Origin of the sequence: Peptoniphilus duerdenii ATCC BAA-1640 (genome assembly GCF_000146345.1) — a bacterium.
In the GTDB taxonomy this organism is placed as follows: domain Bacteria; phylum Bacillota; class Clostridia; order Tissierellales; family Peptoniphilaceae; genus Peptoniphilus_B; species Peptoniphilus_B duerdenii.
This window is the reverse complement of the sequence record NZ_GL397071.1, coordinates 55,308-76,117: the sequence shown is the minus strand read 5'-3', so window position 1 is coordinate 76,117 and position 20,810 is coordinate 55,308. Positions and strand designations below refer to the sequence as shown.

Sequence of the window (20,810 nt, the reverse complement as noted above, 5' to 3'; positions counted from 1 at the left end):
AAGGTTATAATAATCATCAATTCTTGACCTCACCATGGTTATACCCATTCGACTACGACGGTTCCGCCTTGCTCCACCGTCTCCGCTCAGGGTGACTGCCTTCCTTTGAGGCTTTCCTTATATAATGTCAGCAGTCAACTGTGTTCCTCTGGATTTTTTTAGAGAACACCCTATCAACTGCCGTCACCCTGAGCGAGGAAATTTATTTCCGAGTCGAACGGGTATAAGCTATATTTAACCAAGTCCTTGCAAAATAACATACATACATACATAATTATTCTTCTTTTAATCCGTTTTGGATTAATTTTTTTATTTTTTGGGGGGTTAATGGTCATCTGTGTTTGACCCCACCAGGGTTATACCCATTCGACTACGACGGTTCCACCTTGCTCCACCGTCTCCGCTCAGGGTGACTGTCTTCCTTGGGGTTATTTGTGTAGAGATTCTTCGACTTAGACGGTAAACCGTCTTCACTCAGGGTGACTGTATTCCTTCGGGATAATATAAAGAATACCCTCCCAACTGCCGTCACCCTGAGCGAGGAAATTTATTTCCGAGTCGAACGGGTATAACCTCCGAAGGTCAAGTCCATGCAAGTGAAACTATCCGTCCATAACCCCGCCAAGGGAGAGATCCTTCGACTTCAGAGCCTAACGGCTCTTTCGCTCAGGGTGACTGTGTTCCTTAAGGTTTTCTAAGTAGAGCGTCGAAGCCCTAGCCGAAATCTCCCGTTTCGTAGCAGGTCTCGTGCAAAGAGTTCCAAAGAGGCCGAATGAAATGAAGGCTGATTTGCAGAACTCGACTGCCCGGCATGGAAGCAAAATGCTTCCGCTACAAAAATAAATAATCATCCGTACATAACCCCACCAGGGTTATACCCATTCGACTACGACGGTTCCGCCTTGCTCCACCGTCTCCGCTCAGGGTGACTGATATGGGGTACAAAACAATCCCTAAAAAATTCTTTAAAAAATATAAAAATTTTAAATATTTTTAGCACTCTCGCTTGACAACTGCTAAATATTTAGTTATACTATATATAGTTGTTAGCACTCGGAGAGTTTAAGTGCTAACAAAGAGGGTGACTATGGATACAAGAAAGATTGAAATTTTAAATGCGATAATTAAATCATATATTGATTCAGCGGTTCCCGTTGGTTCAAGGACTCTTTCCAAATGTTATGAATGGGGAATTAGTTCTGCTACTATTAGAAATGAGATGGCTGATCTTGAGGATCTCGGCTACTTAAATAAACCTCATTCTAGCGCTGGCAGGATCCCTTCTAACAAGGCTTACAGATTCTATGTTGATGAGATTTTAAATGCTATTAAGCTTGATCTTTTTGACAAAGATATCAGAAAAAGTCTTATGGATGCTGGTACTGGAACCGAATCTTTTTACAGAAGTATTGTAAAGAGCATGGCTAAGTCCACTGGTCTCTTTACTTTCCTCATTAGTCCCAAGAAAAATTGCACGCTTATTAAGCATATTGAACTTCTTAAGCTTGATGATAATATTTTACTTCTTCTTTTGATCGGTGATAATGGTCAGGTTGAGAGAAAGGTCATCAGCTACAAGGGTGACATCGATGATGCTGATATTTTAAAGATTAAGAATATCTTAAATAAGAAGCTTACTCTTGTGGAATTTGATGAGATTTCTGAGATTGAGGTGGAAATTTCTGGTGATCTCACTAGACATCGTCAGCTTATCTTCGATATTGTTAAGGAAGCTAGTGATTTCAATAGAAATATTAAGTCTGTTGATATTTATTATGATGGTCTTTCTAATATTCTTAGTATTTTAGAGTTTTCTGACATGAGTAAGGCTGTTAATTTTGTTAGTAGGCTTGAGGATGAGACTCTTTTCAAGGATATTATGAAGATTGATCTTCTTAATGACATAGATATTTCTATTGGCGATGAAAATGAAGATAATTCGCTTTCTGATTTTGCGGTGATAAGGGCGTATGTTAAGGGACTTTCTAAGGATATTGTCCTGGGAGTTTTGGGTCCTGTTAGGATGGACTACCAAAATGCACTGGAAAAAACTTTGATTTATAGAAATGTTTTAAAGAATATAGTGATGAGGTGAGATAATGTATAAGAATGAAGATATTGACAATTTGGAACAGTGGCAAGATTTAAATGAAGATTATGATGAAATAAATAAAGATAAAGATAGTAGTTCTGAGTCTGAGATCTTGGAGCCAGAAATCTTGGAGCCAGAAATCTTGGAGCCTGAAAGGGATTCAAGTTATGTAGAGCCTGAGGATCAGGATGATGAACTTGAAAATATGAAAGATCAGTTTATTCGTCTTCAAGCGGATTTCCAAAATTACAAGAGACGTGCTGAGAAGGACAGAATAAACTACATGAACATGGGCCTTGAAAAGCTGGCACAGGATATTTTGCCTGTGGTTGACAACTTTGAAAGGGCTATTGATTCTGCCGAAAACCACGATTCTTTCTACGACGGAATTGTGTTGATTGAGAGAAGCTTGGTTGAGGTTTTAAATAAATTTGAAATTAAAGAAATTGACTGTTTAAATAAACCTTTTGATCCAAACTTTGAGCATGCGGTGCTTCTAAGTGAGGAAGAAGGTGTTGAGTCAGGACTTGTAACTGAAGTTCTGCAAAAAGGATATACCATTGATGGCAAAGTTTTAAGACCTGCAATGGTTAAAGTTTCTAAATAATAGGAGGAAAATGAAATGAGTAAAATTATAGGAATTGACTTAGGTACAACTAATAGTGCAGTATCAGTAATGGAAGGTGGGGACGCTATAATCATCCCTAATATCGAAGGTAACAGAACTACACCTTCAGTAGTAGCTTTTACAAAAGATGGAGAAAGATTAGTAGGTGAAACTGCTAAACGTCAAGCTATTACAAACCCAGATAGAACTATCCAATCTATAAAGAGAGAAATGGGTCACGATTACACAGTAGATATCGATGGTAAGAAATATACTCCACAAGAAATCTCTGCTATGATTCTTCAAAAATTAAAATCAGATGCAGAAAGCTACCTTGGTGAAACTATCACAGACGCTGTTATCACAGTGCCTGCATACTTCACTGATGCTCAAAGACAAGCTACTAAGGACGCAGGAAGAATCGCTGGTCTTAACGTTAAGAGAATCGTTAACGAACCAACTGCAGCAGCTCTTGCATATGGCGAAGACAAATCAAAAGGATCTGAAACTGTAATGGTTTATGACCTTGGTGGTGGTACATTCGACGTATCTATCCTAGAACTTTCTGACGGAGTGTTCGAAGTACACGCAACTCGTGGTAACAACAGACTTGGTGGAGACGACTTCGACCAAAGAGTTATCGACTATATTGCAGAAGAATTCAAGAAGGAACATGGTGTGGACCTAAGAGCTGACAAGATGAGTTTACAAAGACTTAAAGAAGCAGCTGAAAAGGCTAAGAAGGAACTATCTTCAACTATGAGCACAAACATCAACCTTCCATTCATTACAGCTAACCAATCTGGACCACTTCATCTAAACATGGACTTAACTCGTGCAAAGTTCGAAGAACTTATTAGCGACTTAGTTAAGAAGACTGAAGGTCCTGTACTTGATGCTATGAAGGACGCAGGTCTTACTAAAGATCAAATAGATAAGGTACTTCTAGTAGGTGGATCTACAAGAGTGCCAGCAGTACAAGAATGTATCAAACGTCTAGTTGGTAAAGAACCACAAAAGGACATCAACCCAGATGAATGTGTATCCCTAGGAGCAGCAATCCAAGGTGGAGTACTTTCAGGAGATGTAAAAGACTTACTACTACTTGATGTAACACCACTTTCACTAGGAATTGAAACTATGGGTAATATCACAACTAGATTGATTGAAAGAAATACAACAATCCCAACTAAGAAGTCACAAATATTTACAACAGCAGCAGATAACCAAACATCAGTAGATATTCACGTACTTCAAGGTGAAAGACAAATGGCACAAGATAACATCACCCTTGGAAGATTCCAACTAGATGGAATCGCCCCAGCAAGACGTGGAGTGCCACAAATCGAAGTAACATTTGATATAGACGCAAACGGCATCGTAAACGTAACAGCAAAAGACCTTGGAACAGGCAAAGAACAACACATCACCATCACATCTTCAACCAACATGACAGACGAAGAAATCGACAAGAAGGTAAAAGAAGCTGAAATGTATGCACAAGAAGACCAAAAGAAGAAAGATCTAATCGAAGCTAAGAACAACGCAGACTCAATGATCTATCAATCAGAACAAACACTAAAAGACGTAGCAGACAAGATCAGCGCAGATGACAAAGCAAACATCGAAAAAGCTATAGAAGAATTAAAAGCTGTAAAAGATGGTGAAGATCTAGAAGGAATCAAAGCTAAGACAGAAAGCTTAACCCAAGCATTCTACAAGATTTCAGAAGAACTTTACAAAGCTCAAGCACAACAAGCAGGAGCAGAAGGCGCAGAACATCACGATGACGATGTAGTAGATGCTGATTACGAAGTAGTAGACGACGAAGAAAACAAATAAATAAAATAAATATGAGGGAGGTTAGACCTCCCTTTATATTACATAAAATAAAATGTGGAAAAACCTAGAGTTTTGTTGTAGAATAGTCTTTTGAAAGGTTGTGAAAGGTTGAGAGACTTTTATGAAATACTAGAGGTAAAAAGAGAAAGTACCCAAACAGAAATCAAATCTCAATATAGAAAATTAGCAAAAAAATATCATCCCGACCTGAATCCAGGAGACGAAGAAGCTGCGGAACACTTCAAAGAAGTAAACATAGCATACGAAGTCCTATCAGATGAAAAGAAGAGACAGATGTATGACGCCTATGGAGAAGATGGCATAAATGGAAACGCAGGTAGCTACGGCGGCGGATTCGGTGACATATTCGGAGATATATTTGACATGTTTGGCCAAGGATTCGGCGGATTCGGCGGATATTCTGAAGCAGAATATAGAAATAGACCGATAAAAGGCGACGACGTAAGAGTCGACATAATCATCGACTTCAAAGAATCCATCTTCGGAGCCAAAAAAGATATAAACGTAAAGAGAACAGAAACTTGCAAGACCTGTAATGGCGAAGGAACCGCACCGGGAACCCACAAGCACACCTGTGATAAATGTAATGGAACAGGTAAGATCAGGACCACCACATCATCACCATTTGGAAGATTTACCCAAGTGAGTGCCTGTGATAAATGCAAAGGAACTGGAGAGATCATAGACACACCATGTCCAGATTGTAAAGGTCACGGCACGAGAGTGGTAAATAAAAAGATAACAATAGACATACCAAAGGGAATCGATGACAAGATGATCTTGACCCTAAGGGAAGAAGGAGACGCAGGACTAAACGGCGGACCAGCAGGAGATCTCTACGTCTATGTAAGAGTGAAAGAAGATCAAATCTTCAAAAGAATGGGTAACGATTTGTACATGGAACTACCAATAACCTACACAGATGCAGTGCTAGGAGGAAGTATCAAAGTACCTACACTTACAAAACTCGTAGATTACGACATACCAGCAGGCACAAAATCTGGGGCAACATTTAGAATAAGAGGCGAAGGAGTGCCATACCTAAGAAAAGATGGAAAAGGCGACTTGGTGTTCAAAGTGGACATCCATGTACCGAAGAAAATCTCCGATGAAGAAAGAGAAATACTAGAAGAACTTAGGAAAAAAGAAGGAAAAGAAATAAAGAAGGAAAGAGAAACATTTTTAGATAAAGTGAAAAAGTTTTTTGAATAAAATATGGATTTATTATAAATTTAAATAGATGGGAGACCATCTATTTTTTTTGTTTTTATTTTTGGGGTTGTAGCGGAAGCAAATAATCATCCGTGTTGGACCTCACCAGGGTTATACCCATTCGACTACGACGGTTTCGCCTTGCTCCATCGTCTCCGCTCAGGGTGACTGTCTTCCTTTGGGTACTTTTATAGAGAATATTCTCCCAACTGCCGTCACCCTGAGTGAGAAATTTATTTCCGAGTCGAACGGGTATAACCTCCGAAGGTAAAATCCTTGCAACTGCATTGTAGCGGAAGCAATCTGCTTCCATAAACTTCGATACTAAATTCTATTAACTTAGGCGATAGCCGTAGGACAACCATTCTTACTATTCATCCTCGTAGCGGAACCTTCCAGGTTCCACAGCCGAACGGCGTAAATTCTTTAAATAATGCCGATGATTAATACCTATCGAGCGACAACATAAACAAGTGGCTAAATCATCCGAACATGACCCCACCAGGGTTATACCCATTCGACTACGGGTGTCGGTAAACCTCCACCCTCCGCTCAGGGTGACTGTCTTCCTTAGGTTTTCCATGTTAAAATAATCATCCGTACTTGACCCCACCAGGGTGACTGTCTTCCTTTGGGTACTTTTATAGAGAATATTCTCCCAACTGCCGTCACCCTGAGCGAGGAATTTATTTCCGAGTCGAACGGGTATAAGCTCAGAAGGTTAAGTCTTTGCAACTACAATTTCTCAAAATTATTAATCCTATCCCAAAGATCAATCCATTCCGGATTATCTTTTTCAATAAGAGAATTTTTCTTTTCCCTAGTCCATTTTTTTAATTGTTTTTCTCTTGCAATGGCATCATAAGCAGTACTAAAAACTTCAAAGTATACGAGCTTATGAGTATGAAACTTTTTAGAAAAACCATCAACCAATTCATTCATATGTTCATAAACCCTTCTAACTAAATCATTTGTAAAACCGATATAAATAATTGTATTACTACTGTTGCTCATGATGTAAATATAATAATTCATAAATTTTCCTTTTTTATTTTATTATACCAGAATGGAATAATAAGATTGTTTAATCATCTATGTTGGACCTCACCAGAGTTATACCCGTTCGACTACGACGGTTCCGCCTTGCTCCACCGTCTTCGCTCAGGGTGACTGTCTTCCTTTGGTTTTTCTTTATAGAGTCTTCCCAATTGCGGTCACCCTGAGCGAGGAAATTTATTTCCGAGTCGAACGGGTATAACCTCCGAAGGTCAAGTCTTTGCAAATGAAATCATCCGTGTTTGTTCTCACCAGGGTTGTACCCATTCGACTACAGGTGTCGGTAAACCTCCACCCTCCGCTCAGGGTGACTGTCTTCCACAAGGTTTTCTAAGTAGAGCCTTCGGCTGTGGAAGCAAAATGCTTCCGCTACAGATAATCATCCAGACTTGTTCACACCAGGGGATCTGTGTTCTTGGAGCCTTTTTAAAAAAAAGATAAAAATTAGTATTTTCTACAAAATTAAATTCCTACCTTTTTACTATGGTTATATAGTTTTTAAGTTATATTTATTTTTTTCTATCCTTAAGCTTTAAATGATAGCTAGTATTAAAAACTATTATAATTTACACATTTGTGATAAGTATGTTATTTTTTTATTATATTTGATTGAGGTCATTTTGCTAAAGTGTTATAATTAATTTTATAGAATAATATGAACTTATCTTTAAAGAGGTGAATTTATGAGTTCAAGAAATCTCACGTTTTCAGTTGGTGGGATTCACTTTGATGAGCATAAGGAACTCTCAGAGAAATGTCAGATAGAAACTATGCCGGAGGTTGAACTTGTAGCAATCCCTATGTCTCAACATATAGGTGCTGCAAACAAACCTATCGTTAAGGTTGGCGACCATGTTAAAATGGGCCAAAAGATCGGTGATTCTGAAGCGTTTATCTCTGCTCCTGTGCATGCGAGTGTATCCGGAACCGTGGAAGCTATCAAAATGATGTACACAGCAGATGGCAGATACTGTGAACATATTGTTATTAAGAATGACAAGCTCGGCGAAGAGGCTGAGCGCGTACCTATGCCAAATTATGAAGAAAAATCCCTAGATGATATGATTCCTTTCGTTAAAGAAAAGGGTATTGTCGGTATGGGTGGGGCAGGTTTTCCTCTTCATGCGAAGATTAAAAACGAAAATCCTGTTCTTGATGAGTGTGTTATCAATGGTGCGGAATGTGAACCTTTCCTTACTTGTGACCACAGAATCATGTTAGAAAAGACTGATGAAATACTTAAGGGTCTTGAAATCTTTGCAAACTACTACAACAAGGATGTTTCTTACATGGCTATCGAAGAGAATAAGCCTGATGCCATCGAAAAGATGGAAGAAAGAATTAAGAGCAATCCTGCGTGGAGCCATATTAAGGTAGTAGGTTGTAAGACCAAGTATCCTCAAGGGGATTCTAAGAGACTATCTGAAGCGGTAGTTGGCAGAATCGTCCCTCAAAATGGCGTTACCAACACTGTTGGGGTTTTCTTAACCAACGTTGGTACTACTCTTGCTTTTTATGAAGCTGTGATTGAAGGTAAGCCTTCTTACGAAAGAGTGATCACTGTTTCTGGTTCTGGTATCAATAAGCCTAAGAATATCTTGGTTAAGATCGGAACTTCTGTAAGAGACATATTAGATTTTTGTGGCGGTGTTAAGGATAATACTGTTGAGATCGTATGCGGCGGTCCTATGACTGGTAAGTCTGTTTTCGATTTAGACAGCCCTATTACCAAGACTACTTCTGGTATCCTTGTGTTTACTGATGAAGACATTGATACTTATGAAGAAAGCCCTTGTATTAGATGCTCTAGATGTATAGATCATTGTCCTGCTAGGATTAATCCTTCTGGAATCAATGGAGCTATCTTAAGAGGAAATGTTGACGCTTGTATCGGACTTCATGCTGACCAATGTATGGAATGTGGTATATGTTCTTTCGTTTGCCCTGCAAAGAGACATTTGACCCAATCTATAAAGCTTGCTAAGCGTGAAATCAGAATGAAATCAGTGAGGTAAGTATGGAAAAAGAAAATTTAAACGCTAATTATTTTGTATCTCTTGCCCCACATATTAGAAGTAAGGATACTGTTCAAAAGATAATGCTTGACGTAATTATCGCACTTATTCCAGCCCTACTAGGTGCTATCTATTTCTTCGGAATTAGAGCCCTATTTTTGACTATAGTTTGTGCTTTTTCATGTCTAGCATCTGAATATTGTTATCAAAAGTTAGCTAAAAAACCTACTCAAGTACACGACCTTTCTGCGATTGTAACTGGTATTTTAATCGCATTTAACCTTCCTTATGATTTTCCATATTGGATGGCTATTTTCGGATGTGTATTTTCAATTATCGTTGTTAAAGAGTGTTTCGGTGGTATCGGATTTAACTTCATGAACCCAGCTCTTGCTGCAAGAATCGTGCTTATGGCATCCTGGGCAAAGGAAATGACCGCATACATCAACTATGACACTATTGCACAAGCAACTGTGGATGGAATGGTAGAAGCTACTCCACTTCAAGTTATAAAAGCTGGAAATTTTGAGAGTCTTCCACCACTTATGGATATGTTCACCGGAAAAATCTACGGTGTAATCGGAGAAACCTCAGCGGCTCTTCTATTACTTGGTGGACTTTATCTAATTGTTAGAAATGTAATTAACTGGAGAATCCCAGTTTTCTATATACTTACAACCGCAGTATTTTTACCAATACTTGGAGTACCTTTTAATATAATCCCATATGAAATCCTAGGTGGAGGACTTTTCCTAGGAGCATTCTTCATGGCTACAGATTATACAACTTCTCCTGGTAACAACAGAGGTAAGATTATATTTGCAATAGGTTGTGGTATTATAACCGCAGTCATAAGAACCAAGGCTTCACTACCAGAAGGTGTATCTTATTCAATATGCCTAATGAACGTAGCAACTCCATTAATTGACAGATTAACTAAGACAGAAGCTTACGGGGAGGTGCAAAATAAATGAAAGAACCAATTAAATTCGGAGTAATTCTTTTAATATTCTGTGCAATATCAGCAGGACTTCTTGCATATGTAAACGGAATAACCGAACCGAAGATTAAACAAATGGAATTCGAACAAACTATGAAGTCTTATCAAGCTATATTTGGAGAAGCAGCAGATGACTTTGAAGAATATGACAAGGCAAAACTAGAAGAAATACAAGCAAACTATCCTGACATTCAAAATGTATTCGTTGCTAAAAAAGGTGGCGAAGTAGTAGGATACGGTATAAATGTAAACACCAACGGATTTGGTGGTTCAATGACAAATGCCATAGGAATCCTACTTGACGGAGATAAATTGGCAGGATTTAGAAACATTACAAACCAAGAAACAAAAGGATTTGGAACACATATAGAAGGTGAAGACTACACATCAAGCTATAATGGCAAATCTGCAGCAGGACCTGTTGAATATGCAAAGGATCCATCCGGTGAAAACCAAGTTATGTGGATCTCAGGTGCAACAGTTACATCAAAAGCAGTAGTAAAAGGCGACAACATAGCAATCGAAGTCTACAACCAAGTTCTAAAAGCTGATGGGGGTGCAAACTAATGAAATTAAGTAAAGTATTTACAAATTCAATGATTAAACACAACCCTATCTTTATGCAACTAATAGGTATGTGTTCAGTACTAGCGATTACAAACAGCCTTCAAAATGCAATAGCAATGGGGGCAGCAGTAACCTTCGTACTAATCATGAGTAACGCAGTAGTTTCAATATTTAGAAACATAATCCCTGACAAGATCAGAATCCCATGCTTCATAGTAGTAATAGCAACATTCGTAACATTAGTACAAATGATACTACACGCATTTTCACCAGCAATCTACGGCGCACTAGGAATATTCCTACCACTAATCGTAGTAAACTGCTGTATATTAGGGGAAGCAGAAGGATTTGCATATAAAAACAAACTAATCCCATCCATAGTAGACGGACTAGGAACAGGAATAGGATACTCTCTAGCAGTAATAATCATGGGCTTTATAAGAGAACTTGTGGGCTATGGAACATTACTAGACAAGAGAATTCTACCAGAATCATTCCCAGGAATAGGTCTAATGGGAGCACCAGCAGGAGCATTCATACTACTAGGATTTTTAATTGCAGGATACAGATCAATACTATCTAGGAGGGGAGAATAATGGCAGGTAAAATAATAACCATATTAATATCCACCATACTAGTAAACAACTACGTATTCGCACAATTCTTAGGAATCTGTCCATTCCTTGGAGTATCATCTAAGACAGAAACAGCAACAGGAATGGGAATCGCAGTAACATTCGTAGTAGTACTAGCATCAATAATCACATGGTGCATACAAAAGTTTATACTAGATGTATACCATCTTGAATACTTACAAACCATAGTATTTATACTAGTAATAGCATCACTAGTACAATTCGTAGAAATGGTAATCAAGAAGATCTCACCAGCGCTATACACAGCCATGGGGGTATTCTTACCACTTATTACCACCAACTGCGTAGTACTAGGAGTAACAGTACTAAACATCCAAAACGGATACGGAATAATAGAAACCATCTTCTCAGGACTAGGAGCATCACTTGGATTTGCAATGGCACTAATACTAATGAGTTCACTAAGAGAAAGACTTGCCCTAGGAGCTGTACCAAAGCCACTACAAGGAGTACCAATAGCACTAATAAGTGCAGGCTTAATGGCACTAGCGTTCTCCGGATTTGGCGGATTGGTATAAGGAGGAAAAGATGTCTACAATAATAACACCAATAATAATACTAGGTATAATAGGAGCACTATTCGGAATCATACTATCCATAGCATCTAAAGTATTCGCAGTAGAAGTAGATCCAAAAGTCATAGCAGTTAGAAACTCCCTACCAGGAGCAAACTGTGGAGCCTGTGGATTCCCAGGATGTGACGGACTAGCAGACGCAATAGCAAGAGGAGAAGCACCAGTAACAGGATGCGTAATCGGTGGAGCCCAAGTAGCAGCAAAAGTTGCAGAAGTAATGGGAGTAAACGCCGGCAACGTAGAAAGACAAGTAGCAGTAGTTAAATGTCAAGGAACCTGTGAAGCAGCAAAAGATAAATATGAATACAAAGGCTTAGTAGACTGTAGACTAATAGCAGACTTTCAAAAAGGTTCAAAAGCCTGCAGTTACGGCTGTTTAGGTGGCGGAACCTGTACAACAGTATGTGATTACGATGCAATCCATATCACAGACGGCAAAATCGCCGAAGTAGATAAGGAAAAATGCGTAGCATGTATGAAATGTATCAAAATCTGTCCAAAGAATATAATCGGACTAATGCCATACAAACAAAAGACAGAAGTAAAATGCTTCTCAAAAGATGCAGGTAAAGAAGTAAGAACATACTGCAGTAACGGATGTATCGGATGTGGAATCTGTGAAAAGAAATGTCCAAAAGATGCAATCCACGTAACAGACAACCTAGCAGCAATCGACTATACAAAATGTATCAACTGCGGAATCTGCGTAGCCAACTGTCCAACAGGCGCAATCTTCTGTGAATATCCAGAAAGAATCGCAAAAATAAAAGAAAACCAAAGACTACAAGCAGAAAAGAAGAGACAAGAAGCATTGGCAGCAAAAGCGAAGATGGAAGCAGAAAAAGAAGCAGCAAAAGAAGAAGCCACAGTATGATAAAGAAAATATTAAAATAAAGGAGCTTAGGCTCCTTTTTTTATGCTTGACTTTTTTTAGCAGGTTATGATTTACTTTTGTTAGCGGGTTTTAATATATATAATTAAGTCAGGTAAGTTTTAGTTAAGAGAGTAGGTTGTAAAGATATGGAAAACAAAAAGTGGAAGATTTTTTTGGTAGAAGATGACAAGGTAATTGCAGAAGGAATTGAAAGGCACCTCGAATTTTGGAACTATGAAATAAAAATTGCAGAGGACTTTCAAAATATTTTTGATGAATTTAAAAACTTCCATCCTGATTTAGTTTTAATGGATGTGACTCTTCCCTTTTACAATGGTTATCATTGGTGCAAAATTATTAGGAAAAATTCTAAAGTTCCAATTTTATTTATTTCAGCTGCGGATGAAAATTTAAATTTGATAATGGCAATGGATCTTGGAGCAGATGATTATTTGACTAAGCCATTTGAGTTAGAGCTGTTACAAATAAAAATAAGAGCATTGCTTAGAAGAGCTTACGAATATATTGAGACAAGAAATATTTTTTACAAAGACATAAGGCTTGACTGCGACAAGATGATTATATCAAGAGAAAATAAAGAAATAGAACTCACGAAAAATGAATTTAAAATTTTAGAAATTCTCTTGGAAAAGCCAGGTAAAGTTGTTAATAGAGATGAAATTATTGATAAAATTTGGCAAACTGACTCTTATATTGACGACAACACCTTAACAGTAAATGTAATGCGTCTAAGAAAAAAGCTAGAAGATATAAATATTTTTGAGTTAATAAAAACTAAGAAGGGAGTAGGCTATTATGTCCCACCTGCCAATTAAAAGTTTTTTAAAGAGAGAAAAGTTCACATTAATTCTTGGATTTTTTATATTTTTTTATATCTTGGGAACTTATTTAATTTTTGAATTTGATAGGGATAAGTCCATTTACATAGCTTTTTTATATCTATTTTTATTTTTTATTTATATGATTTTTCTTTACTCCATAAGAGACCGTGATTACAGAGAAGAAATAGATCTTTTAAATAGAAAAGACTACGAAAAAATATTAGAACTTTATGAGTCCCCATTATCAAAGGCTCTTTATAAAAGCCTAGAAGAAAATAAAAGAGTTAAAGAGATTGGAGAAAAGAAAAGGGCAGATGTAAAAAACTATTTAACTATTTGGACTCATCAAATCAAATCCCCAATATTTGCTTTAAAACTTTTACTCAAAAAAGATGAAATAAACAAAATAGATTGCGAAAAAGAGATTTTTGAAATCGAAGAGTATGTGGGAAATATTTTGGGCTATGCAAGGATGAATGCAAATAGCACGGATTATGTCTTTAGCAAGTACAGTTTAGATGAAATTATTAGGAGCGTAATTAGAAAATATTCAATTCAGTTTATTGGGAAAAATAATAGGGTAGACTTTTTCGAAACTAAGAAAATAATTTTAACTGATGCCAAGTGGTTTTCTTTTTTACTGGAGCAAATTATTTCTAATGCAATCAAGTACACGCATAATGGAAGTATTGCAATTTATTTAGAGAAAAATGAACTTGTAATTGAAGACAATGGAATTGGAATAATGCCAGAAGATTTGCCGCGGATTTTTGATGCAGGATACACGGGTTACAACGGTAGGTTGGAGAAAAAGTCAACGGGACTGGGACTTAACCTCTCAAAGAATATTGGGAAGTCTTTAAGAGTGACATTGAGGTGTGAGTCAGAACCAAAGGTTGGCACAAAGATTTATGTAAATTTAAAAAATATTTTGGATGAGAGTGCTTAGCACTCTTTTTTCATATCTTACAAAAATGTCACATTAAAGGTCTATTTGTTATGTAAATAAAAGGATTTATTTTTTTATATAATTTATAATGTAGTAAGAGGTGAGAAAATGATAAAAAAATTTTTCAAAGGAATTTTAATTTTTTTAGTATCCATTATTATTCTTATAGGGATTGGAGATTTTTTATGGATTAATCTTCCGAAGTTAAGTTCCAGAAAAAATATTTCTGATATAGAAGACTATGGTAAAGCTGTAAGTGAGATAAATTTAGATGGCAATATACAAGTTGTTGGACTTGGAGAAGCGACTCACGGAAATTCTGATTTTCAAGATTTAAAATTAGAAGTTTTAAAGACTTTAGTTGAAAAAAATAATTTAAAGAGCTTTGCTATTGAAGCTGATTTTGGCGAAGGAATGATAATCAACAATTACATTCACGGAAACAAGAGAGATGAAAATATTTCAAGAATTTTTTCTTTTAATATTTATCACACAAAGAACATGAATGATCTTATAAATTATATGTTTGACTACAATCAAAAAGCCAAGGATGAGGACAAACTTTCTTTTTACGGCTTTGACATGCAAAATCCAGAAAAATCTATTGATTTAATATTAGATTTTTGTAAGGAAAATAATATATTACAAGAAAAAGACTTGAAAAAGGAGCTTTCTTTTATAAAAGATGAAAAACTTAAGATTTCACAGATAAAAGATAAGGAAGCTTTGTTGTTAGAGATAAAAGCTTATGCAGACGCCCTATCCTCTTCATATGCAAAAATAGCTTCAAGAGCTCTTACAAATGTATTAAATAGCATAAAATATTACGAATTAGATTTTAATGATTATGTAAAAGTAAACACTTTGAGAGATGAGCTTATGGCTGAGAATGTTAAGTGGATAAGTGATTTTGAAAAATCAAAGGGAAATAAGATGCTTTTAATTTCTGGACACAACGGTCACATTGCAAAAAGTGAAAAATTTTATGAGCCAATGGGGTCTCACTTAAAGAAAATTTTTGGAGAAAAATATTTTATTATTGGAACAGACTTTTATAAGGGTATTGTAAACATAAATATGGCTGGTCCTGATAATAAGAGGTCAAATCATGTCTTTGTATCCGCTGATCCTTTAGCTTACAGTGCGAGAAAATTTAAAGGAAAATATTATTTAGATTTCACAAAAGTTAAAGATGGAGAAACTTTTGACCTTGTAAATAAAGAAATAAACATGGTAAATCTGGGTGAAGGATACTCTCCACTTATGAAATTCATGCCAAGGACTTATAGGGTAAAGGAAGTTCCAAAAGATTTGTATGATGCAATGATTTTTGTTTATTATGCAAAGCCCATTGCTGTTAATGATTAATATTATTTATGAAAGAGATGGAAGATGTTAGAAGTTCAAAATATAAAAAAGATATACCGAAGTCTCTTTGGGAAAAATGAGCTTGAAGCTCTAAAGTCAATTAATTTTACTGTTGAAGCAGGAGAGTATATTGCCATAATGGGAGAGTCTGGAAGTGGAAAGACAACTTTATTAAATATTTTGGCGTTACTTGATAGACCAACTTCTGGAAAAGTAATTTTAATGGGCAAAGATTTACAAGAGATAAAGGACAACGAAATGGCAAAATTTAGAAGAGAAAATTTGGGATTTGTGTTTCAAGATTTTAATCTTCTTGATAATTTCACTGTTAAAGAAAATATTTTATTGCCCCTAGTATTGTCCGATGAAAAAATTTCTGTTATGGAAGAGAAATTATCAAAAATTGCAAAAAAGCTAAGTGTTTCAGATCTATTAAATAAGTATCCCTACGAAATAAGTGGAGGGCAAAAACAGAGGACTGCAATTGCGAGAGCACTTATAAGTGATCCGAAAATTTTACTTGCTGATGAACCAACAGGAGCTCTCGATAGCAATAGTACAAGAGAACTTTTAAAGGTTTTTAAAGACTTAAACCAAGATGGGGAGACTATACTTATGGTAACTCACTCCATCATGGCTGCATCAGAGGCAAAGAGAGTTCTATTTATAAAGGACGGAGAAATTTACCATCAAATTTATAGGGGCGACAGGACTTCTCTTGATATGCAAAAGAAGATTGCAGACACAATGCAGATGTTACAAAGGAGTTGAGAAGATGAAATCACTTTACTCACGACTTGCCATTTCTGGAATTAAGAGAAATAAAAAAGTTTTTATGCCCTTTATTGGAACAATAATTTTTCTTATTGTACTAAGCTCAATTTGCTTTAGTCTTGTTTTAGATAAGTCTCTTGCAGGAGCAAAGGGAATGGAAACAATGAAAAGTATCCTGTTTTATGGAGTCATAGTTTTATCAATTTTTTCACTTATAATGCTTTCTTCTGTATATTCTTTTATTCAAAAGAGAAAATTAAAAGAGCAAGGACTTTATTTAATACTTGGACTTGAAAAAACACATCTGCGAATAATTTTATTTTGGGAAATAATTTATATTATTATTTTTTCGATAATAACAGCAAGTATTTTTAGCCTTGCCTTATACAAATTATCTCTTGGAATTTTTTTGATGCTGACAAATAATTCCATAAATATTTTTGAAGGTGGATTTTTTAATAATATTTTGGCAGTAGCTATTGTAGATTTAATATTTATTGCAATATTGATTTTTGTATTTGTAATTCAGATTATTAAGATGAGAAATTATTCTCCAATCGCTTTGGTAAATGAATCCAAGGCAGGAGATAGGAAAAATAAATTTACAAAATTAATTGCCTTGTTGGGAATAATTTTTATTGTAGGAGGTTATGCTATAAGTTTAACTACAAAAAATCCAGTACAAGCTTTTTTTAAATTTTTTATTGCAGCAACGTTAGTTGTAATTGGAACTTATTTTGCTTTTTCCACTATAGTGACTTTATTTCTTGAACTATTAAAAAACAATAAGGCCCTATATTACAAGAAAGGAAATTTTCTCGCTGTGTCCGGGCTTTTATATAGAGTAAATAATAATGCTAGATCTCTTGCAAATATTGCAATACTATCCACAGCTTTTACAATAGTTTTAACATCAGGCATAAGTCTATATGCAGGCATAGGAGACGTCACCAACAGAATATTTCCAGCACCATATGCCATAAGGACTGAGGAAGAGTCATTAAGTATAAAAAACTTAGATAAGTATAGAAATAATATCAGAAGCTTATTAGCTGACAATAAGATTAATGGAAAGGTCACTACAACTTATGAATGGGCCATCCCACTTATTAGAGACAAGAATAAGCTAAAGGTAATGACAAAAAGAGAATGGACTAATGCAAATTTAAAAAATGACATAATTTCACTGGACATAATTTATAGTCCGGACACGAAATTAGACTTTAAAGGCAAGGATTTAATTTATTTTAAAGAAGATAATAATGAAGAATTTATAAAAAAATTGGGATTTAGCGCAAGGCAAGTATCCAATGAAACAATAGATATTCCATTGGAAAGTGTGCAGATAATTTTTGAAAAAAATAAAATATTAGCAAAAGATTACGAAACTGCAAATAAAATTTGTGAGAAACTAAATTGCCAAGGGAACACCTCTAAAGTAACTCCAGAAATAACAACTTTGATAAAGGGAAACTTGCCAAAAAACTTTAATAATTTACTTAATGAACACAAGAATGACATTAAAGTAAATCCAAATCAAAAACTCACAATAATAGATAGACAGCAAACAAAGGAGGAGTTTTTAAGTGACTATGGAGTAATATTTTTCGTTGGTATAATTCTTTCCCTTGCATTTTTAATAACAATGGGGCTTGCCATATACTACAAATTTCTCACAGAAGCCTATGGAGACGTAGAAAGATTTAAAATTTTAAGAAAACTTGGACTGGATGAAGTTGATGGCAAGAAAATTATAAGAAAACAAATGGCGTGGCTTTTGTTTTTACCAATAGTTTTCTGTCTCATCCACACATCCTTTGCCCTTCCTGTTTTGAAAAAATTTTTGATGCTAATAGGACTTATGAATACAAAATTATTTATTAAATCAATGATTTTTGTATTCCTTATTTATATAATTTTTTATCTTGTAATTTACAAATTCACAGAAAAAAATTATACAAAAATAGTTTTAGAAAAATAAAGCTTTTTATTGATTTGTGTAACACAATGTAATACAATTGCCTTAGAGGTGATGGATATGAAAACTGTATCTGTAAGACTTAACGCTGAAGAGGAAAGGGCCTTTACTGCTTATGCTGATCTTATGGGCGAACCTCTTTCTACTCTTTTTAAGAGGTTGATGGAAGAGAAGCTTGAAGATGAGTTCGACATGAAGGTGGCTGAAGACTTTCTTGAAAGGGAAGCTAGGGGCGAAGTTGAAACTAGACCTATTGAAGATTTATTTAAAGAGCTTGACCTATGACTTACCAAGTAAGAACTACAAATAAGTTTGACAAGTCATTTAAAAGACTTGATAGGCAGTCACAAAAACTTATAAAAAATTGGATGGAGGGTAATCTTATTGATTGCCAAGACCCAAGATTTTATGGCAAGGCCCTCACTGGCAACTTCAAGGGGATATGGCGATATAGGATTGGTGCCTATAGGCTCCTAGCCAAAATTGACGACGACAAGTTAATAATATTCGCCATAGATGTGGGGCACCGAAAAAATATTTATTCATAAGACTTCCTTAGTGGAGTCTTTATTTTAATTGGAAATAACTTATACTACGTATTGGAAGCAACCTGCTTCCATTTACTTAAAGTAAATCAATAATTTTACTCAGGCGAGTAGTCGAGTTCAGCAAATCAGCCTTCGCAATGCTCCTTCTTTGGAACTCTTTGCACGAGACCTGCAGCGAAACGGGAGATTTCTGCTAGGGCTTCGACCCGTGCGAAAATTAAAAATAATATTCATTCACCGTAGCAGCAATCACAAATAAAAAAACAAAAAACTTCCACAACCCTTGACAAAACTAGCTCCATATTATAAACTAAATGAGTTAAATAATCCTTGCACGAGAGTGCCAAAGACCACAAGGAGGTGTAATATGAGAAAATATGAAGTAGTTCTAATGTTCTACCCAGATGTAGAAGAAGAAACAAGAGTTAAAACATTCGACAGACTAAAAAACATCATCGAAACACACGGTAAAATCGAATCAGTTGATGAATGGGGAATGAGAAAACTTGCATACGAAATTGAATACTATACAGAAGCATACTACGTACTAGTAAACTTCGAAGCAGAACCTGCAACAGTAAAAGAATTCGACAGAGTAGCTAAGATTCTAGACCCAGTTATGAGACATATGGTAGTAGCCATAGAAAAATAGGTGATAAAATGAATGTAGTAACATTGATAGGAAGACTAACCAGAGACCCTGAGCTTAGATATAGCCCATCAGGAATGGCAAATGTAAGAATAACAGTAGCAGTAGATAGAGGATACAACCAACAAAAACGTCAAGAAGCAGAATCACAAAATCAACCAACAGCTGATTTTATTTCTTGCGTAGCCTTTGGAAAAACTGCAGAACTAATAGCCAACTATTTCAACAAAGGCAATAGAATTGGACTAGAAGGAAGAATTCAAACTGGAAGCTATGACAAACCAGATGGTACAAGAGTGTACACCACAGACGTAGTAGTAAATAGAGTACACTTCATCGAATCTAGATCAGAATCTCAAACATATCAAAGAAGACCACAAGAAGGCGCAGGAGGATTCTCCGCACCATCTCAAAATCCTGGAGGATTCAACAAACCACCAGTAAACTCTTCTTATGATCAGTTTTCTACATCAGAGGACGAGGGAGAAGCATTTTTCCCAGTAGACAATGAAGATATTCCATTTTAAGGAGGTAGAACATGCAAAGAAGATTCAGAAGTAGAAGAAAAGTATGTGCTTTCTGCCAAGATCCAAATAAAGTAATAGATTACAAAGATTCACAATCACTTAGAAGATTCATATCAGAAAAAGGTAAGATTCTTCCAAGAAGAGTGACAGGATCATGTGCAAAACACCAAAGAGAAGTGACTTCTGCAATAAAAAGAGCAAGACAAATCGCTCTATTACCATATAGTGCAGACTAATTTCATAGAAAATCAACCCGCAGATGCGGGTTTTTTTATTTTTTGTGTTCCGTAGCGAAAGCAACCTGCTTCCATAAACCTTAACACTACACTATTATTAATCAGCCGAAGACTACAATGAACCACCCAATTACAGTCATCCGAACATTATTTCACCAGGGTTATACCCGTTCGACTCACTTCGTTCGCTCAGGGTGACTGTCTTCCTTTGGGTACTTTTATAGAGAATATTCTCCCAACTACCGTCACCCTGAGCGAGGAAATTTATTTCCGAGTCGAATGGGTATAAGCTGTATTAACCAAGTCCTTGCAAATGAAATCATCCGTACTTGACCTCATCACAGTTTAAATAATTCCTTGATTTATTCCGTGCAGAGCCTTCGCCTGTGGAAGCAAGATGCTTCCGCTACAAATGTAAATCA

General features: G+C 36.0%; 21 protein-coding genes. 20 read left to right on the top strand and 1 reads right to left on the bottom strand.

What is annotated here, in order from left to right; translation table 11 throughout:
• Positions 1–1,087 precede the first annotated feature (1,087 nt).
• The 4 genes from hrcA (at position 1,088) to dnaJ (ending at position 5,774) form a co-directional block, all read left to right on the top strand.
• Complete coding sequence (hrcA, locus tag HMPREF9225_RS00385) at positions 1,088–2,095, top strand: heat-inducible transcriptional repressor HrcA (protein ID WP_008900918.1); 1,008 nt, start codon at positions 1,088–1,090, stop codon at positions 2,093–2,095.
• A gap of 4 nt (positions 2,096–2,099) precedes the next feature.
• Positions 2,100–2,699, top strand: a complete 600-nt coding sequence (gene grpE, locus HMPREF9225_RS00380; RefSeq protein WP_008900917.1) for a nucleotide exchange factor GrpE — start codon at positions 2,100–2,102, stop codon at positions 2,697–2,699.
• A 15-nt stretch (positions 2,700–2,714) separates the two neighbouring features.
• Complete coding sequence (dnaK, locus tag HMPREF9225_RS00375) at positions 2,715–4,541, top strand: molecular chaperone DnaK (RefSeq protein ID WP_008900916.1); 1,827 nt, start codon at positions 2,715–2,717, stop codon at positions 4,539–4,541.
• A 108-nt stretch (positions 4,542–4,649) separates the two neighbouring features.
• The gene (gene dnaJ, locus HMPREF9225_RS00370) at positions 4,650–5,774 is read left to right on the top strand and encodes a molecular chaperone DnaJ (protein ID WP_040551232.1); all 1,125 of its coding nucleotides are present in this window, start codon (positions 4,650–4,652) and stop codon (positions 5,772–5,774) included.
• A 735-nt stretch (positions 5,775–6,509) separates the two neighbouring features.
• Here the strand turns inward: dnaJ and HMPREF9225_RS00365 are convergent.
• A complete protein-coding gene (locus HMPREF9225_RS00365) occupies positions 6,510–6,809 on the bottom strand; it encodes a GIY-YIG nuclease family protein (protein ID WP_050748275.1) in 300 nt (99 codons plus the stop codon).
• A gap of 704 nt (positions 6,810–7,513) precedes the next feature.
• Here HMPREF9225_RS00365 and rsxC point away from each other — a divergent pair.
• From rsxC to rpsR, 16 genes are all read left to right on the top strand, one after another.
• Entirely contained in the window at positions 7,514–8,845 is a 1,332-nt protein-coding gene (gene rsxC / locus HMPREF9225_RS00360; protein ID WP_008900912.1) for an electron transport complex subunit RsxC, read from the top strand.
• Positions 8,846–8,847: 2 nt separating this feature from the next.
• Positions 8,848–9,819 carry an RnfABCDGE type electron transport complex subunit D gene (locus tag HMPREF9225_RS00355; RefSeq protein WP_008900911.1) on the top strand — a complete coding sequence of 324 codons (972 nt, stop codon included), beginning with the start codon at positions 8,848–8,850 and terminating at the stop codon, positions 9,817–9,819.
• Entirely contained in the window at positions 9,816–10,412 is a 597-nt protein-coding gene (locus HMPREF9225_RS00350; RefSeq protein WP_008900910.1) for an RnfABCDGE type electron transport complex subunit G, read from the top strand. Before HMPREF9225_RS00355 ends, HMPREF9225_RS00350 begins: the two co-directional genes overlap by 4 nt.
• On the top strand, positions 10,412–11,008 hold the full coding sequence (rsxE, locus tag HMPREF9225_RS00345; RefSeq protein WP_008900909.1) for an electron transport complex subunit RsxE: 597 nt from the start codon (positions 10,412–10,414) through the stop codon (positions 11,006–11,008). Before HMPREF9225_RS00350 ends, rsxE begins: the two co-directional genes overlap by 1 nt.
• Positions 11,008–11,586 carry an electron transport complex subunit RsxA gene (gene rsxA / locus HMPREF9225_RS00340; protein ID WP_008900908.1) on the top strand — a complete coding sequence of 193 codons (579 nt, stop codon included), beginning with the start codon at positions 11,008–11,010 and terminating at the stop codon, positions 11,584–11,586. Before rsxE ends, rsxA begins: the two co-directional genes overlap by 1 nt.
• A 10-nt stretch (positions 11,587–11,596) precedes the next feature.
• Positions 11,597–12,517 carry an RnfABCDGE type electron transport complex subunit B gene (locus HMPREF9225_RS00335; protein WP_040551231.1) on the top strand — a complete coding sequence of 307 codons (921 nt, stop codon included), beginning with the start codon at positions 11,597–11,599 and terminating at the stop codon, positions 12,515–12,517.
• A gap of 146 nt (positions 12,518–12,663) precedes the next feature.
• Complete coding sequence (locus HMPREF9225_RS00330) at positions 12,664–13,353, top strand: response regulator transcription factor (protein WP_008900906.1); 690 nt, start codon at positions 12,664–12,666, stop codon at positions 13,351–13,353.
• A gap of 145 nt (positions 13,354–13,498) precedes the next feature.
• Positions 13,499–14,308 (top strand): sensor histidine kinase, encoded by an 810-nt coding sequence (locus tag HMPREF9225_RS00325; RefSeq protein WP_245526527.1) that lies wholly within the window; start codon positions 13,499–13,501, stop codon positions 14,306–14,308.
• A 108-nt stretch (positions 14,309–14,416) separates the two neighbouring features.
• Entirely contained in the window at positions 14,417–15,676 is a 1,260-nt protein-coding gene (locus tag HMPREF9225_RS00320; RefSeq protein WP_008900904.1) for an erythromycin esterase family protein, read from the top strand.
• Between the two features lie 24 nt (positions 15,677–15,700).
• The gene (locus HMPREF9225_RS00315; RefSeq protein ID WP_008900903.1) at positions 15,701–16,447 is read left to right on the top strand and encodes an ABC transporter ATP-binding protein; all 747 of its coding nucleotides are present in this window, start codon (positions 15,701–15,703) and stop codon (positions 16,445–16,447) included.
• 4 nt (positions 16,448–16,451) lie between these two features.
• Entirely contained in the window at positions 16,452–18,431 is a 1,980-nt protein-coding gene (locus tag HMPREF9225_RS00310; protein ID WP_008900902.1) for an FtsX-like permease family protein, read from the top strand.
• A gap of 57 nt (positions 18,432–18,488) precedes the next feature.
• Positions 18,489–18,713, top strand: a complete 225-nt coding sequence (relB, locus tag HMPREF9225_RS00305) for a type II toxin-antitoxin system RelB family antitoxin (protein WP_040551230.1) — start codon at positions 18,489–18,491, stop codon at positions 18,711–18,713.
• Positions 18,710–18,976: a type II toxin-antitoxin system RelE family toxin gene (locus HMPREF9225_RS00300; protein ID WP_008900900.1), complete on the top strand. Its 267-nt coding sequence runs from the start codon at positions 18,710–18,712 to the stop codon at positions 18,974–18,976. The genes relB and HMPREF9225_RS00300 overlap by 4 nt, the downstream gene beginning before the upstream one ends.
• Positions 18,977–19,343: 367 nt before the next feature.
• Positions 19,344–19,628, top strand: coding sequence for a 30S ribosomal protein S6 (gene rpsF / locus HMPREF9225_RS00295; protein ID WP_008900899.1), 285 nt, complete (start codon positions 19,344–19,346; stop codon positions 19,626–19,628).
• 8 nt (positions 19,629–19,636) lie between these two features.
• Positions 19,637–20,152, top strand: coding sequence for a single-stranded DNA-binding protein (locus HMPREF9225_RS00290; protein ID WP_008900898.1), 516 nt, complete (start codon positions 19,637–19,639; stop codon positions 20,150–20,152).
• Between the two features lie 11 nt (positions 20,153–20,163).
• Positions 20,164–20,388, top strand: a complete 225-nt coding sequence (gene rpsR / locus HMPREF9225_RS00285) for a 30S ribosomal protein S18 (RefSeq protein WP_008900897.1) — start codon at positions 20,164–20,166, stop codon at positions 20,386–20,388.
• Positions 20,389–20,810 lie beyond the last annotated feature (422 nt).